The sequence below is a fragment of the Streptomyces mirabilis genome (assembly GCF_039503195.1).
GTDB lineage: Bacteria > Actinomycetota > Actinomycetes > Streptomycetales > Streptomycetaceae > Streptomyces > Streptomyces mirabilis_D.
Window position 1 is genome coordinate 5,121,707 of record NZ_JBCJKP010000001.1, and the last position, 15,690, is coordinate 5,137,396.

General features: G+C 72.6%; 8 protein-coding genes. 3 read left to right on the forward strand and 5 right to left on the reverse strand.

Annotation, left to right across the window (positions count from 1 at the left end; genetic code table 11):
* Nucleotides 1-471: 471 nt before the first annotated feature.
* A complete protein-coding gene (locus tag AAFF41_RS23665) occupies nucleotides 472-1,032 on the reverse strand; it encodes a MarR family winged helix-turn-helix transcriptional regulator (RefSeq protein ID WP_054230573.1) in 561 nt (186 codons plus the stop codon).
* A gap of 144 nt (nucleotides 1,033-1,176) precedes the next feature.
* Here AAFF41_RS23665 and AAFF41_RS23670 point away from each other — a divergent pair, with 144 nt between their 5' ends.
* Complete coding sequence (locus AAFF41_RS23670; protein WP_319754703.1) at nucleotides 1,177-2,454, forward strand: MFS transporter; 1,278 nt, start codon at nucleotides 1,177-1,179, stop codon at nucleotides 2,452-2,454.
* 97 nt (nucleotides 2,455-2,551) lie between these two features.
* Here AAFF41_RS23670 and AAFF41_RS23675 read toward each other — a convergent pair whose 3' ends face one another.
* Together AAFF41_RS23675 and AAFF41_RS23680 are read right to left on the reverse strand one after the other, a co-directional pair.
* On the reverse strand, nucleotides 2,552-4,207 hold the full coding sequence (locus AAFF41_RS23675; protein ID WP_343324602.1) for an ATP-binding SpoIIE family protein phosphatase: 1,656 nt from the start codon (nucleotides 4,205-4,207) through the stop codon (nucleotides 2,552-2,554).
* A gap of 241 nt (nucleotides 4,208-4,448) precedes the next feature.
* Complete coding sequence (locus AAFF41_RS23680) at nucleotides 4,449-5,828, reverse strand: NAD(P)/FAD-dependent oxidoreductase (RefSeq protein ID WP_319754705.1); 1,380 nt, start codon at nucleotides 5,826-5,828, stop codon at nucleotides 4,449-4,451.
* Nucleotides 5,829-6,202: 374 nt separating this feature from the next.
* On the opposite strand from AAFF41_RS23680, the gene AAFF41_RS23685 reads away from it, so the two are divergent.
* Nucleotides 6,203-6,982, forward strand: a complete 780-nt coding sequence (locus AAFF41_RS23685; protein ID WP_054230577.1) for a TetR/AcrR family transcriptional regulator — start codon at nucleotides 6,203-6,205, stop codon at nucleotides 6,980-6,982.
* A gap of 241 nt (nucleotides 6,983-7,223) precedes the next feature.
* Nucleotides 7,224-9,230 carry a sigma-70 family RNA polymerase sigma factor gene (locus AAFF41_RS23690; RefSeq protein WP_343324603.1) on the forward strand — a complete coding sequence of 669 codons (2,007 nt, stop codon included), beginning with the start codon at nucleotides 7,224-7,226 and terminating at the stop codon, nucleotides 9,228-9,230.
* Between the two features lie 85 nt (nucleotides 9,231-9,315).
* Here AAFF41_RS23690 and AAFF41_RS23695 read toward each other — a convergent pair whose 3' ends face one another.
* The gene (locus AAFF41_RS23695; RefSeq protein WP_343324604.1) at nucleotides 9,316-12,918 is read right to left on the reverse strand and encodes an AfsR/SARP family transcriptional regulator; all 3,603 of its coding nucleotides are present in this window, start codon (nucleotides 12,916-12,918) and stop codon (nucleotides 9,316-9,318) included.
* Nucleotides 12,919-13,348: 430 nt separating this feature from the next.
* Nucleotides 13,349-15,448 carry an asparagine synthase-related protein gene (locus AAFF41_RS23700; RefSeq protein WP_319753398.1) on the reverse strand — a complete coding sequence of 700 codons (2,100 nt, stop codon included), beginning with the start codon at nucleotides 15,446-15,448 and terminating at the stop codon, nucleotides 13,349-13,351.
* Between the last annotated feature and the right edge of the window lie 242 nt (nucleotides 15,449-15,690).

Sequence of the window (15,690 nt, forward strand, 5' to 3'; positions counted from 1 at the left end):
GAACGGACGCTTCCTTTGTACTCACCCTCTCGGGCTTTCCTCCGGGCGCTTCCCTTCGGTCCTGCTGTCCTGCTTTGTTCTTGCGTTTCCGACTCTATCAGACCGTTTCCCGATCCGATTTCCTCGGCGCTTTCCAGGTTTCCGCTTCCGCGTTTCCCTTTCCGGCGGTTCCGACTCTATCAGATCCTTTCGGGCCTGATTCCCAGTCAGCGGGGCTTGTCTTCCCGGCCCTTGGGCCGTTCCGACGTCCCAAACTTTAGCGGATCCTCTCGGCAGTTCCTAATCGGACCGCCGCGCCCCAAGCGAATTGAATTCGGGCACGCCGAATTCACCCGTTTGGGAGATCGTGCTGGTGGTTGGGGTGCCGCTTCTGCGGCGGAGGTGCTGCCGCAGAACCGTTACGGTCCCGTGGCAACTCGAAGAACCTTACGGATCCAGCAGGGTGGTGTCAACCATCCCTGTCAAGATCTTTTAATCGAGGTCGCTGAGCCGGCCGCCGGCGTCCGGCTGGGCGTGCTCCACGCGTCGCAGAAGACGCGTCAGGACCTCGCCGAGGACACCGCGCTCGTCGGCGGACAGGTCCTGGAGGAGGTCCTCCTCGAAGACCGTGGCGAGGCGCATGGCCTCCAGCCACTTCTCGCGCCCCTCGTCCGTGAGCTCCACGATCACGCGGACGCGGTTCGACTCGTCGCGCTCCCGGGTGACCAGCCCCTCCGCGACCATCCGGTCGATCCGGTGGGTCATCGCGGCGGGGGTCAGGCCCAGCCGCTTGGCGAGGTCACTGGGGCCCATCCGGTACGGCTCGCCGGACAGGACGAGGGCCTTGAGGACCTCCCACTCTGCGTTGCTGATGCCGAGGGTGGCGGTCTGGCGGCCGTAGGCGACGTTCATACGGCGGTTGAGGCGGCCGAGGGCCGCCACGATCTTCTCGACCTGGGGGTCGAGATCCCGGAACTCGCGCTGGTAGGCGGCGATCTGTTCGTCGAGTGTCGGCTCGGTTGTCGGCGCAGTGAGGCCGGGGGTGTCGCCCATGTCCGAAGTATCGCACGGACTCGCTTGGCGTTGAAGTCCTTGAAGCTGTACAGTTCAATATCTAACTTTAGCTTCGAAGTCTTCAGGTCTGCATCCATGCATGCCGAAGCTTCACGACCAAGGCAGGTGAAAGTGACCAGGGCGATGGGCGCAGCGATGCGCCGGATCCACGTGGGCAACGCACTCGGAGCGTTCGGGCTCGGCTTTACCGTCCCCTTCCTCTACGTCTATGTGGCGCAGGTACGGGGACTCGGCTCCATGACGGCGGGCCTCGTGCTCGCCGTCTTCGCCGTGGCCGCTCTCGTGGTGCTGCCGTTCGCCGGACGGGCCATCGTCCTGCGCGGCCCGCTGCCCGTCCTGCTCACCGCCCTGGTCACCGCCGCCTTCGGGGCGCTGAGCCTGGGGCTCGCGAGCAACTCCACGGCCGTACTGCTGTCGGCGGCGGCGCTCGGTGCGGGACAAGCGGTCATGCAGCCGGCGCTGGCGACGATGATCGTGGACTGCTCGACGGCGGACACACGCTCGCGCGCCTTCGCGACACAGTTCTTCCTGCAGAACCTCGGGCTCGGCGTGGGTGGCCTGATCGGCGGGCACATCGTCGACACGACCCGCGCGAGTTCGTTCACGCTGCTGTTCGCGATCGAGGCGGCGATGTTCCTGGTGCTGGTCGTGATCATGGCGACCGTGCGGGTGCCGCACGCGCCGCGGATCGAGGGGGACGCGCCGCAGGCCGAGGGCGGCAGCTGGAAGCAGCTGCTGGGCAACCGGGCCATGGTGCAGCTGTCCGTGCTGGGCTTCGTGCTGTTCTTCGCCTGCTACGGGCAGTTCGAGTCGGGGCTGTCGGCGTACGGCGTCGAGGCGGCCGGGATCTCGACCTCGGCGCTCGGTACGGCGATGGCGGCGAACACGGCGATGATCGTGGTGGCGCAGTTCGCGGTGCTGAAGTTCGTCGAGCGCCGGAAGCGGTCGCGGGTGATCGCGGCGGTGGGCCTCATCTGGGCCCTGGCGTGGCTGGCCGCCGGATACGCGGGGCTGGGACACGGCAGCCGGACGATGGCGACGGCCGCGTTCGTCTCGACGTACGCGCTGTTCGGACTCGGTGAGGCGATGCTGTCGCCGACGGTCGCGCCGCTGGTCGCGGATCTCGCGCCGACGGGACTGGCCGGCCAGTACAACTCCGCCTTCGCCCTGGTGAAGCAGCTCGCGCTGGCCGTCGGTCCGGCGGTGGGCGGTCCGATGGGGGCCTCGCTGCACGGTCCGTACGTCGTGACGTTTCTGTTCTTCTCGCTCGGCATCACGTTCCTGGCGCTGCGGCTCGGGCGGCAGCTCAGCCCCGTACAGAACCAGCCGTGGCTGGCGAAGAGCCGGGTGGTGGCTCAGGGCGGGGCGGCACCCGCGGAGCCGGTACGGGCGAGCGCCTGACGGAGGCTCGTACGTAGTCCGTACGACGGCTGTCACCACGTTTCACCGTGGCGGCAGCCGTCTCCTGCTTCTCGGGGAACACGCCCGGGGCAGGGGGTCAGCCGGCGGTGCGGGGGAGGGCGAACTCGCACCAGACCGCCTTGCCTCCCCCGGGCGTACGCCGTGACCCCCAGCCGGAAGCGATCGTCGCGACGATGGCGATACCGCGGCCGGCCTCGTCGGCGGGCTCGGCGCGGCGCCGGCGCGGCAGATGGTCGTCGCCGTCGGTCACCTCGATGATGAGGCGGCGGTCGGTACGGCGCAGCCGAAGGCGCATCGGCGGGGTGCCGTGCTGGAGGGAGTTGGCGACCAGTTCGCTGGTGGCGAGGACGCCGAGGTCATGGAGGTCGGACGGGAAACGCCAACTCGTCAGCACGCCGGAGGCGAAGGCACGCGCGCGTGGAGCCGCTTCCACCCCGCCCAGCAGCTCCAGGGCGGCGTTGCGGAAGAGGTCGCCGTCGGGGCCCGTACGGGCGGGGTGCTGGAGGACGAGGACGGCCACGTCGTCGTCGTGGTCGGCGGTGACGCCCGCGGAGCGGACGAGGCGGTCGCAGACGACCTGGGGCGTGCCCGTCGCCCCCGCGAGGGCGCGCTCCAGGGACGCGATCCCCTCGTCGAGGTCCTCGTTGCGGCGCTCGACCAGGCCGTCGGTGTAGAGGACGGCCGTGGAGCCGGGACCCAGCGGGACCGAGCCCGAGGCGTGCATCCAGCCGCCGGTGCCGAGCGGTGGTCCGGTGGGTTCGTCGGCGCGGATCACGGTGCCGTGCTCGTCGCGGACGAGGATCGGGAGGTGGCCCGCGGAGGCGTACACCAGCCGCCCCTCGTTGGGGTCGTGGACGGCGTACGCGCAGGTGGCGATCTGGTTGGCGTCGATCTCCGTGGCGAGTCCGTCGAGGAGTTGCAGGACCTCGTGCGGGGGCAGGTCGAGGCGGGCGTACGCGCGTACGGCGGTGCGCAGTTGGCCCATGACGGCCGCGGCCCGCACTCCGCGGCCCATCACGTCGCCGATGACGAGCGCGGTGCGGCCGCCGCCGAGGGTGATCACGTCGTACCAGTCGCCGCCGACCGCGGCCTCGGTGCCGCCGGGCTGGTAGGTGGCGGCGACGCGCAGGTCGTCGGGTTCTTCCAGCTCCTGCGGGAGCAGGGAGCGCTGGAGGGTGACGGCGGTCTCGCGCTGGCGGCGCTCGCTGGCGCGCAGTCGCTCGGCGGCCTCGGCGTGGTCGGTGACGTCGGTGGCGAAGACGAGTACGCCGCCGTCCTGGCCGTCCGGGGTGGCGTCGACGGGCGTGCAGGTGAAGGTGTACGAGCGACCGCCGGGGGCTTTGCGGGACTTGACGGTGCGCGGCTTGGCGCTGCGCAGCACCTGGTCGAGGAGCGGGAGCAGGCCGATCTCCGCGAGCTCGGGCAGCGCCTGGTGTGCGGGGTCACCGACGGGTCGGGCGCCGAAGGCCGCCACGTAGGCGTCGTTGACGTAGGCCACGCGGTGGTCGTGGCCGTGCACGAGGGCGACGAGGGCCGGGACGCGGTCGAGGACCTCGCGCACGGGCAGGTCGTCGACGGCGGGGACGGGCGGTGCGTCGTCGGTCAGCTGCTCGGCGCGGGCCGCGGGCACGGAGCCCTCGCCTCGACGGTCCGGGGAGGCCGTGTGTTCGGTCCGCGCCGCGGCGCGGCGCTGCGTTCCGGGGAGCCGGGCGCTCCAGCGGGTGAAGTTCACCGAATCCTTGCCTCGTGATTGTCGTCTCCGGTCGGCTCCGGAATCCGGCCGGGGTCCGGCCCGCGGCCGGAGCCACTGGAGCGCTGCCTCCCTGATCGGAACCCGGGAAATGCGGCGCTGGGGAAGAAGCCTGTGGGTGCGAATGAGCGAACCGTCGGCCCGCCCAAGGTCGGGACCAGTCTGGCCGACCGGACCCACATTCGTCAGACGCCTGCCTGATCGGTGGAGTTCCTGCGTCCGGTCAGGACGACCCCTTCGGGTCGAGCTTCGGGTCGATGGGATGCTTTCCACCGGCCGCGAGTTCGAACTCCGCTCGAGGATGTTCGAGCGATCCGAGGGACACGATCTCCCTTTTGAAGAGCCCCGCCAAGGTCCATTCGGCGAGTACGCGGGCCTTGCGGTTGAAGGTCGGGACCCTGCTCAGATGGTAGACGCGGTGCATGAACCAGGCAGGATAGCCCTTCAGCTTGCGCCCGTAGACGTGCGCGACACCCTTGTGCAGCCCGAGGGACGCTACCGAGCCGACGTACTTGTGGGAGTACGTCTCCAGCGGCTCCTCGCGCAGGGAGTGGGCGATGTTGTCGCCGAGGACCTTGGCCTGGCGTACCGCGTGCTGGGCGTTGGCCGCGGTCTCCTTGCCGGGCTCCCCGGCGGTGACGTCGGGGACGGCGGCTGCGTCTCCCGCCGCCCACGCGTGCGGGGCGCCGTCGACGGTCAGTTCCGCGGTGCACTTGAGGCGGCCACGCCCGTTGCGGGGGAGGTCGGTGGCGGCCAGGATCGGGTGCGGTTTCACGCCGGCGGTCCACACGACCGTGCGCGTGGGGAAGCGGGCTCCGTCGCTGAGGACGGCGATCCGGTCCGCGCAGGAGTCGAGACGGGTCTCGAGGCGTACGTCGATGTTGCGGCGGCGCAGCTGGGTGACCGTGTACTTGCCCATCTCCTCGCCGACCTCGGGGAGGATGCGGTTCGAGGCCTCGACGAGGATCCACCTCATGTCGTCGGCGTTGACGTTGTGGTAGTAGCGGGCGGCGTAGCGGGCCATGTCCTCGAGTTCGCCGAGCGCCTCCACACCCGCGTAACCGCCTCCCACGAAGACGAAGGTCAGGGCGGCGTCGCGGATCGCGGGGTCGCGGGTGGAGGAGGCGATGTCCATCTGCTCGATGACGTGGTTACGCAGCCCGATGGCCTCCTCGATGGTCTTGAAGCCGATGGCGTAGTCGGCGAGTCCGGGGATCGGGAGGGCGCGTGAGACCGAGCCGGGGGCGAGGACGAGTTCGTCGTACGCGATCTGCTCGGTGCCCGCGCCCTCCTCGGCGGTGGCGAGCGTGCTGAGCGTCGCGGTGCGCTTGGCGTGGTCGATGCTGTGGGCCTCGCCGACCACGATCCGGCACCGGTCGAGGACCCTGCGCAGCGGGACCACCACGTGACGCGGCGAGATCAGGCCCGCGGCGGCTTCGGGAAGGAACGGCTGATAAGTCATATAGGGGTCGGGGGAGACGACGGTGATCTCGACCTCGCCCCGATTCAGTTCCGGCTTCAACTTTCGCTGGAGGCGCAGGGCGGTGTACATCCCGACGTAGCCGCCGCCGACGATGAGAATGCGCACAGGTTCCTTCACCATCCCATGACGCACCCCGCTCTTGAGTTTGTCCACAGGCTCGACAATTTGTGTGACCGACGGCCGGGGGCCCGAAGGGTTGCCCTGTTTGCCGGAGTGCGGGAAGAGTGCGCAGGTCAGAGCGGGTGATCGGGGGGTTCGGAGGGGGCGTAATCGGGAGGTAACCGACCCGTACTCCGATCGGGGGGCGCTCCGTGCGGAACCTGCCCCTTCTGAATTGACCCCCACTCAACTATGTTCGTGTGTCGACGGGGTGTAGGGGGATGCGCTCGACGAGTCCGCACGACGGGTTCGTGAATCAAGCTTGTTCCGCTCGCTCCGGCTTCCAATGGCGGGGAGAGTCTCCGGGGGGAGACGTCATTACCGGGGGAACGCTTATGCACATTCAGGATGCTCATTGGTCTTCCGCGTCTGCCATCGCGTCCGGTGGCACGGTCGGCGCGGCAACGGGCGGCAACGGCCGCGGTCCGGTGGACGGATCGCGGACGACGCCGCTACGGGTGGACGCACAGCGCAATCTGGAGCACGTACTGCGCGCGGCGCGCGAGGTCTTCGGCGAGCTGGGGTACGGCGCGCCGATGGAGGACGTGGCGCGGCGCGCCCGGGTCGGCGTCGGCACGGTGTACCGGCGCTTCCCGAGCAAGGACGTCCTGGTCCGTCGGATAGCCGAGGAGGAGACCTCCCGGCTGACCGACCAGGCGCGCGCGGCGCTCGGTCAGGAGGACGAGCCGTGGTCGGCGCTCTCGCGCTTCCTGCGTACGTCGGTGGCCTCGGGTGCCGGGCGGCTCCTGCCGCCGCAGGTGCTGCGGGTCGGCGTCGCGGAGGAAGGGCCCTCGGCGGACGAGGCGCGGGTGCCGCAGCAGCGGTCCCAGCTCGCCCCCGAGCTCCGGCTCGTCGAGCAGCGGTCGGCGCCCGAGGAGGAGGCCATGGCCTCGGTGGCCGACGACGCCGGTGCGGCCGCGCTGCTCGACGTGGTGGGCCGGCTGGTGGATCGGGCGCGCGCGGCGGGCGAGCTGCGGACGGACGTGACCGTGGCGGACGTACTGCTGGTCATAGCCACGGCGGCGCCTTCGCTGCCGGATGCCGCCCAGCAGGCCGCGGCCTCGGCCCGGCTGCTGGACATCCTGCTGGAGGGGCTGCGCTCGCGGCCGGCGTGACGACGGCCGGGGTGACGGAGTCCGAGGTGACGGAGTTCGGGGTCCGGGCATTCCGGCCGTGGCGCAACTGCCTTGTGGGGAGCGTTCATTGACTATTCCCCAAACGGGTGACCACTAGTGCTGTCGTGTGGCAAGTCCCCACGGACGAGTGGTTGGTCCGTGCGGTGGGGTCCCGTCCCTGAAGCGTGTGGCACTCTGTCCCGGTATTCGGGTCCGAGTGTGCAGGCGGGGGCTTTCCGCGATGAGCGTTGACGGGCGGGACGAGTCACTCGGTGACGGTGGCGCGGAGGCCGGCGGGTCGCCCTCGCGGCAGGTACCGAGCCAGGGCGGTCCGTCGGGCATCACCCCGGAAACCTCGGGTCCACCGGGTGCTCCAGGCACTTCGGGCGCTCCAGGCACTTCGAGTTCCCCGAGGGACGCCAGTGTCCCGGCGCAGCGCGACCGGTTCGACCGGCGTGACGGCGTCCTGCCGCCCCCGATCGAGCCGCCGCCCTCCGACGCCGATCTGATCGGGCGGATGCGGGCGGGCGACGACACGGCGTACGAGGAGTTGTACCGCCGTCACGCCGAAGCCGTCCGTCGCTACGCCCGCACCTGCTGCCGGGACGCGCACACCGCGGACGACCTCACCGCCGAGGTGTTCGCCCGCACGCTCCAGGCGGTCCGCCGCGGCCACGGCCCCCAGCACGCCGTACGCGCGTATCTGCTCACCACGGTCCGCCGCGTCGCAGCGAGCTGGACGAAGTCCTCGAAACGGGAACAACTGGTGGACGACTTCGCGGTGTTCGCCGCGCAGTCCTCCCGCACCTCCGAGGTGTCCGACGAGGAAACGTTGGACCTGGGCGCCGACGTACGGGCGATGCACGAGGCCGAGCAGTCGATGGCCATGCAGGCGTTCCGGTCGCTGCCGGAGCGCTGGCAGGCCGTGCTGTGGCACACGGAGGTCGAGGACGAGTCCCCGAGTGAGGTCGCCACGCTCTTCGGGCTCGACGCCAACGGCACCCGCGTCCTGGCCAGCCGCGCCCGCGAGGGCCTCAAGCAGGCCTACCTCCAGGCACACGTCAGCGCCACGCTCACCATGGACGAGGAGTGCGCGCGCTACGCCGACCGGCTCGGCGCCTACGCCCGCGGCGGCCTGCGCACCCGGGCCGAGCGCGGACTGCGCAAGCACCTGGAGGAGTGCGCCAAGTGTCGGCTGGCCGCGGGCCAGATCAAGGAAGTCGCCGGCGGGATCCCCGCGGTCGTGCCGGTCGCGGTCATCGGTTGGTTCGGTGCCGCCGGGTACGCGAAGGCCGTCGCGCTCATCGCCGGTGGCGCCGGAGCAGGCGCGGCCGGGGCGGCGGGCGCAGCGGCGGCGACGAGCGGCGGCTCGGGCGGGGCGGCGGGCGCGGCCGGGGCGGCGAGCGGCGGGGCGGGCGCCGGGGGCGGCGCGGCGGCCTCGGAGGGGCTCGGCGCGCCGGTGAAGGTCGGTATCGCGGCGGGAGTCGTCGCGGTCGCAGCGGCGGCCGTGGCACTCGCCTTCGTCGGCAACGGCAGCCCGGCCAAGAAGCCCGAGGCCGAGCCGACGGCCACCTCACCGGTGGTCGAAGCGCCACGGCCGACGCCGACTCCGACTCCGTCGAGGAAGCCCGCGCCAGGGGCCCCGGTGGTGGCCTCCGCACCGAAGCCCAGCCCGACCCCGACGCCCCGGCCCACCCCGACGCCCACACCCAAGCCGTCACCCACACCCGCCCCGACGCAGGCGAAGCCCACGCCCACATCCACCCCCGCACCGGCCCCCACTCCGACGCCCACCCCGCCGCCGCCTCCCGCACCGGTCGTCTACCAGTGGAACGAGTTGCAGTACGGCGTCACCGGTGACCACACCAAGCCCGAGATGCGGCTCGGCGAGAGCAGTTGGGTGTGGCAGAGATGGGGAGTCTCGATCGCGGGTCAGCGGTACACCCACGGCGTGACCGTGCACGGCGAGTCCTCGGTCACCATCGACCTCAACCGCAACTGCTCGGCGTACGACGCACTGGTCGGCGTGGACGACCTGACGCTGGGCCTCGGTCAGGTGAGCTTCTCCGTGGACGCCGACGGAGCGCGCCTGTGGCAGTCGCCCCTGATCGAGGGCGGCGAACCCGCGATCCCCGTGCATGTGAACCTCACCGGCCGCAAAACGGTTCGGCTGGCCGTCGAACCGCACACGAGATTCGACGCCGCGGCCCTGGCGGACTGGGCGGAGTCCAAGTTCCAGTGCCAGTGAGGTGAACTACTCCCTCGCCCCGAACCGTGCTCCTTGCTCGTACGCCCTACGCGTACGTCCTACGCGTACGCCCTACGCGTACGTCCTACGCGTACTCCTTCAGCGCCTCCGCGAGCTCCCGCAGGGCGTCGGCCTGGGTGAAGCCCGCCCCCGTCGTCCGCTCGGACTCATGGCCGACGGGACCGAGAGCGGTACGCGCGGCGGTCTCCGTGCGCTCGGCCCCGGTGCGCTCCTGGGTGGGACGGGGGTGACCGCCGCGCCAGGAAGTACCGGCGGCGAGCAGACGGGCCGCTCGGGGATGGTCGCCGAGCTCGGACAACAAGCCCGCCGCACTCTCGACGAGGCTCGCCGTCACCACGTCGGCGCACCGCCCCGTCACCGCACCGGCCAACGCGTCGACCATCTTGCGCAGGCCGGGCTCCGGGCCGGACTCGGCGGCCGTCACGAGCGCCTCGACCCAGTTCAGCGCCGCCATGAACTGCGGCGGCGGGGTGCCGCGGGTGGTCATCTCGCACGCCTGCTCCCACTGTTCACGCGCGACGGCGACCTCGCCGTCGTCCAGGGCCAGCTGGGCACGGAGCAGACGGACGAAGGCGCCGGAGTCCGTGACGCTGTACCGCTCGGCCGCGGCGTTCGCCTCGTCCAGGGCGGCCAGCGCCTGCGAGCGCTCGCCCGCGCGGTAGGCGAGCTCGGCCAGCCGCGCCATGAGGAACGGCGTCTCGGCGTACGCGCCGACCTCGAAGGCCAGCCGCAGTGCCTCCTCGTACTCGCCCTTGGCCTCGTCGTGGAAGCCGCGCGCCATGGCCGCCTCCCCCGCGGCGCTGCACACCTGGGCGCGCACCCAGCGGTCGCCCACCCGCCGACTGAGCACCCGCAGCTCCGCGAGGTCGTCGTCCACGCCCGGCATGCCGCCCGGGGCGTCGACGACCATGTGCGTACGGAACATCAGGGTGACGCCGATCTCCCACTCACCGCCGTACGCACGGCAGTTGGCTAGGGCCGCGTCCATCGACGGACGCACGTCGTGCCAACCGCTCAGGAAGAAGGCGGTTATCGGCCAGACGATGCCCGGCATGGTCGCCGCGTCCGGACCGCCCTTCTCGAAGAAGTCCCGCACCCGCAGGATGTACTCCGGAATCCACGGGTACTCACCCGCGTCCAACGGGTCGGTGTCCACCAGCATGAACAGGTGCAGCATGCGCGCCCGCATCCGCATGCCGTGCAACGGATGGGACTCCTCGTGGTCGGGGGCGTCGAGGAAGGCGGCCAAGGGGTCGAAATGGTCGAGTTCGGCGAAGAGGTCACCGCCACCGCCGCGGCCCTCGCACCCGTCACCACCGTCGCCGCCGTCCCCTCCGTGCGTCCGGTTCACCTCGGACACGACGCGCCTCGCGTCGAGCGCCGCGCCCAGCCGCAGCAGGCGATCCGTCCATTCCCCGCCCTCGCGGCGGAAGTTGCGCAGCCACCAGAACCAGCCCATGGCGAGGACGAGCGCACCGGCGTCCTCCTCCGCACCGGCGGCGATCGCGCGGTGCAGGGCCGCCCGGATGTTGTCGAGCTCGGTCTCCAGACGGTGGATCCAGGGCAGCTGCGCGGCGGAGCGCAGCAGTGGCTCGGCCTCCTCGACGAGGTCGCGCGCCCACGCGCGGTGGCGCCGCTCGGCCGCGGCGCGCAGCTCGGGGACTTCGGCGGCGCGCTCGGTGGCGTACTCGTGGATCGTCTCCAGCATGCGGTACCGCATACCGCCGCCACCGTCCTCGTCGTACGGGGTGGACGGGGTCGCGACGATCAGTGACTTGTCGACGAGCGCACCGACAAGATCGGCCACGCCACCGGCGACCGGACCCGTGAGGGAACCAGCGACGGAACCGGTGAGGGAACCGGTGAGGGAACCGGTGAGGGAACCGGTGAGGGAACCGGTGAGGGAACCGGTGCAGACGGCTTCTGCGGCCGTGAGGTCCCAGCCGCCCGCGAAGACGGACGCCTCGCACAGCACGGCCCGCTCCCGTTCGTCGAGCAGGTCCCAGGACCAGTCGACGACCGCGCGCAGGGTCTGCTGGCGGGGCAGCGCCGTGCGGCTTCCGGAGGTGAGCAGCCGGAAGCGGTCGTCGAGCCGGTCGGCGATCTGGCGGGGTGTCAGCAGCCGCAGGCGCGCGGCGGCCAGCTCGATGGCCAGGGGCAGGCCGTCGAGCCGCCGGCAGATCTCGTCCACCGCCTCCGAGTCGTGGAGCGCGGCGCCGGCGTCGGGACGTACGGCCGCCGCGCGCTCCATGAACAGACGGCGCGCGGGGTCGGGCGGCAGGGGCTCGACCGGGCGCACCACCTCACCGGGGACGCCGAGGGGTTCGCGGCTGGTGGCGAGGATGGTGAGCCCCGGGCAGCGGGTGAGCAGGGTCTCGGCGAGCTCGGCGGCCGCGCCGATGACGTGCTCGCAGTTGTCAAGGATCAGGAGCTGGCTGCGCGGGGCGCAGTACTCGACGAGCAGGCCGAGCGGGTCGTCCTGGCCGACCATCGCCATCTCGTGGGTCATCAACACGGTCTCGCGCAGACCGAGGGCGCTGACCACCGCGCCCGGGACCGCCTCGGGCCGGTCGAGCGGGGCCAGCTCGACCAGCCAGGCCTGCGGGAGCCCGGCGGCGGCTTCCTCGGCGAGGCGGGTCTTTCCCGAACCGCCCGGTCCGGTCAGCGTGACCAGGCGTGCCCTCTGCACATCCGAACGGATCGCGTCGAGTTCGGGTTCCCGGCCGACGAAGGAGTTCAGGCGGGGGCGGAGGTTGCCGGTGCGTTCGGGGTCCAGGCGGGGGTCGGGGCCGGGGAGGTGTCCGACCTCGGCCGGATGCGGAGTCGGTCGCTCTTCGCAGGAGCCGACGTCGACGCGACGGCCTCGCCCTGTGCCCGCCCCCGCCCCGTCCTCTTCCCGCCGTACACGATGGTCGGCGTCCACGGGTACGGGCCCCGGCCCGCCCGCTCCCGCCGGGTCGAGCAACTCCGTGTGCAGTCTCCGCAGTTCCCGGCCGGGATCCGCACCCAGACCCTCCTGGAGGACGCGGCGCACCCCTTCGTACGCGGCCAGCGCGTCCGCTCCCCGGCCCGCGTCGCGCAGGGCGCGGATGAGCAGGACGTGCAGGGCCTCGTCGTACGGGTGGGCGGTTGTCAGCTCCTTCAACTCCGGTACGACGTCGGGGGCGCGGCCCAGGCGCAGGTCCGCGTCGATGCGGGTGCGCTCCGCCTGCAGGCGGAGCGCGTCCAAGCGGGTGGCGGCGTCTCGGTCGGGGAGGTCCGCGAGGGCCGGGCCGTGCCACAGGGCGAGGGCGTCGCGCAGGGTGCGGGCGGCGGTGGACGCGTCGCCGCGATCGAGGGCGGCCTTGCCGTCCCGTACCTGCCGCTCGAAGACGAACAGGTCCACGTCGCCCCTCGTGGCCCGCAACCGGTAGCCGCCCGCCTCCGAGGCGACCGCGTCCTTGCCGATCGCTCGGCGCAGGCGGCCGACCAGGGCCTGCAGCGCCGCCGGGGCGTCCAGTGGCGGGTCGTCCGCCCATACCTCGTCGATCAGGGTCTGGGGGGTGGTGGTGCGGTCCGTTCGTCGGGCGAGCGCCGTGAGCAGGGCGCGTACCCGGGGGCCGCCCAGCGCGACCGGGGCACCCTGTTCATCCTCCGCCTGGGCGACCCCCAGGATTCTGTACCGCACCCGCCTATTCTCACCTCGCCCGGTGCGCAGAGCCGAGGCTTTCCCCGGCGGGCCTCCACTCCGTCCCACGCCCAGGTTCTCCGCCCCCGCCGCCCCTACCCCGTCCCATCCTCAACCTGGGGGCTCCGCCCCCAGACCCCCGGGTGGGTGCGTCGGCTGCGGCCGGTGGGGGCCGATCGCGCAGTTCCCCGCGCCCCTGGGCCGGGGCTACGCCCTCGGCCCCCTGTCGGCCTGAACGGCCCCCACCGGCCGGCAGCCGTGCACGCGGAAGGGGCCGTGCCGGTGCCTCGTAAGCCCGTCGCCTACGTTCGGGTCTGGAAGCGGCTCCCTGCAGGGCAAGGCCTGATCGACGGGCTCGACGTACCGCCGCGGCCCCGACCCAGCAACGGCCCAGAGACGCCCCAGGGACGACCCAGGGACGACCCGACCGCTAGCCCCGCCCCCCGGCCCCCGCCCCCAACGCCCGCCCCTGCGGCACGATCCCCGCGGGTACGGCCCGTTGGCGGGCGGGCGTGCCCGTCCAGCACGTGCCGCGGCGGGCCAGCAGGCGGCGCAGCCACAGTTCCAGGGAGACCAGATCCGCCAGCCCGTCCAGCGGCAGCGGCTCCCCCGCCGCGGCCGCCCGCAGCGCCTTGCGGACGACCCGTGCCTCGACGAGCCCCGCCTGCGCCAGCAGAGGAGTGTCGAACAAAGCGATCAGGGAATCCGCGGCCACCCGCAACCCCGTCCGCGCGGCCGCCGCCGAGGACGCGTGCGAGGGCGCGCCCCAGCCGGGCGGCAGGTCGGCCACCCCGGCGCCCTCCAGGACGGTCCGCAGGATCGCGGCACGCGCCCCGGGCTGGACCCGCAGCGCCTCAGGCAACTCCCGGCACGCGCGGACGACCTGGTTGTCCAGGAACGGCGCGTGCAGCCGCTGGAAGCGGATCTCGGCGGCCTGTTCCAGGACGCGGAAATCGGCGGCGTGGCGTGCGAGCGCCGCCCGGGCGCGGAAGTCACCGGGCCGCTGCCCGGGACCGACCGCCCCCGTCCGACCTGCGGCTCCTTGTAGGCGAACCGATACTTCAGCCAGCGCCTCACCGGTCAGCCAACGCGCCGCGGGACCGGGCCTGGCCCAGGTGAGCGCAGCGAGTGACGCACCCACCGCGCCTCCCGGTTCGTCGAAGCGCCGGTGCAGCAGCCGGTCGGCGAGAACGTCGACGCCGGTCCGGTACGGCGTACGGGCGAGCTTGCGCGCGGCGCCGTACACGCGCGCGGGAACCATGACGGAACCGTCCGCCTTCGCCAACGCGGCGACAGGCCGGACCAGATGGCGTCTCTTGCGGTCCATCAACAGGTCGGCCAGCCGCGCGGGGTGCGCGTCCAGGACCTGCCGGGCCCCGTACCCCGTGAAGTGGTCCGCGCTGCCGGAGGACAGCCGCGCACGGTGCCGCGCCGCCGTCACCAGCGACGGCCCCGGCTCGTCCGTCAGCGGCCCCTCCAGGTCGGCGTACGGAAGCGTCTCCTCGCCCCCGGCGACGACCACGTGGTGCAGCCGGGGGTTCGCGGCGAGCGTCCCGGCCCGCTCCACCTCGGCCTCCCGTCCGCGCACGGCGAGGTCGTTGAAGGTGACGGCGAGGAGCCGCTCCCCGGCGCCCGTGCCGTGCCCGAGGACCGTGCCGGGCGCCCCCGGCAGCCCCGCCGCGAGCAGGGCCAGCGTCCCGGAGGCGGGCCCTCCGGAGAGGTCGGCCCCGATTCCCGGTACGGGCATTCCGCGTGCGGCGCGCCGCTCCGCGGGCCCCATCCCGGGTACGGGCCCCGGGTCGATGTCGGTCCCGGGTACGTGCCGGGGGGCGGCGAGGCGCGCGCGTACGGCCTCCACCAGGGCGTCCCGGACGCCGTCCACCGCGCGGTCGGGGTCCGCGGTGGGCGCGGCGACGGCGAGGGAGGCGACGGGCTCGTAGCCGGCGACCTCGCGGGCACCCGCGCGCATGATCAGCGCGTGCCCCGGCGGAATGCGTCGCACGCCTTCGTACGGAGTCGAGTCGTGGACCGCGGCCGGTACGTCGGGGGCGGCGAGCAGGGCCGCCAGGTGCCCGAAGTCGAGGTTGGCCTCGATGAGGTCGGCCAGCGGCAGGGCGGCGGTCGCGTAGGCCGTACCGCCGGCCCAGGGGGTGTGGAAGACGGGCCGCGCGCCCGCGAGGTCGCCCGCGACGGTGGTGCGGCGGCCGACCTGGACGACGGCGGTGTAGCTGCCGGACCAGGCGGTGAGGTGGCGCAGCGCGCCGCCGCGCGCGGCGAAGAGGCCGACCTTGAGTTCCTCGTCGCTCGCCCCGCAGGTGCCGAGGACGGCGATCCGGTTCTGCGCGTCGGCCTTGATGACGCGGACCTCGTCGGGGCGCCAGTCGCCGACCGCCCAGAGCGGATCGGGGTCGCCCCACAGGAGTTGGGAGCCCACCGGGTGCACGGTCTCGCCGTCGCTTCCGGTGGCGCCCGCCAAGCCGATCTCGGGCGCTCTGGTGGCGGTACTGCTCCACCCCACCAACCACCGCATCGACGCCTCCACAGGCTGTGGACAACCAGTGCACCGTACGAACTCGGCACCATGCTGCCACGAAGACCGCGTACGGGAGGGCCCCTGGAGCGGCTTGCGCCCCCTGGAATGCGCCCCCGCGAATACGTTCGCGCCGTTGGGAGGCCGCTGCAAAGCCGATCCGAAGCAGATGCGAACACCCGCCCGAGGCAAGGCGATCACGAGGGATTCACTGGGAACGACGAGTGGGCGGGGGTGGATCG

Bases quoted from the DNA above. Each gene is read 5' to 3' on its own strand.
- AAFF41_RS23670 (WP_319754703.1), top strand. From the start codon at position 1,177: ATGGGCGCAGCGATGCGCCGGATCCACGTGGGCAACGCACTCGGAGCG.
- AAFF41_RS23700 (WP_319753398.1), bottom strand. From the start codon at position 15,448: ATGCGGTGGTTGGTGGGGTGGAGCAGTACCGCCACCAGAGCGCCCGAG.
- AAFF41_RS23665 (WP_054230573.1), bottom strand. From the start codon at position 1,032: ATGGGCGACACCCCCGGCCTCACTGCGCCGACAACCGAGCCGACACTC.
- AAFF41_RS23685 (WP_054230577.1), top strand. From the start codon at position 6,203: ATGCACATTCAGGATGCTCATTGGTCTTCCGCGTCTGCCATCGCGTCC.
- AAFF41_RS23680 (WP_319754705.1), bottom strand. From the start codon at position 5,828: ATGGTGAAGGAACCTGTGCGCATTCTCATCGTCGGCGGCGGCTACGTC.
- AAFF41_RS23690 (WP_343324603.1), top strand. From the start codon at position 7,224: ATGAGCGTTGACGGGCGGGACGAGTCACTCGGTGACGGTGGCGCGGAG.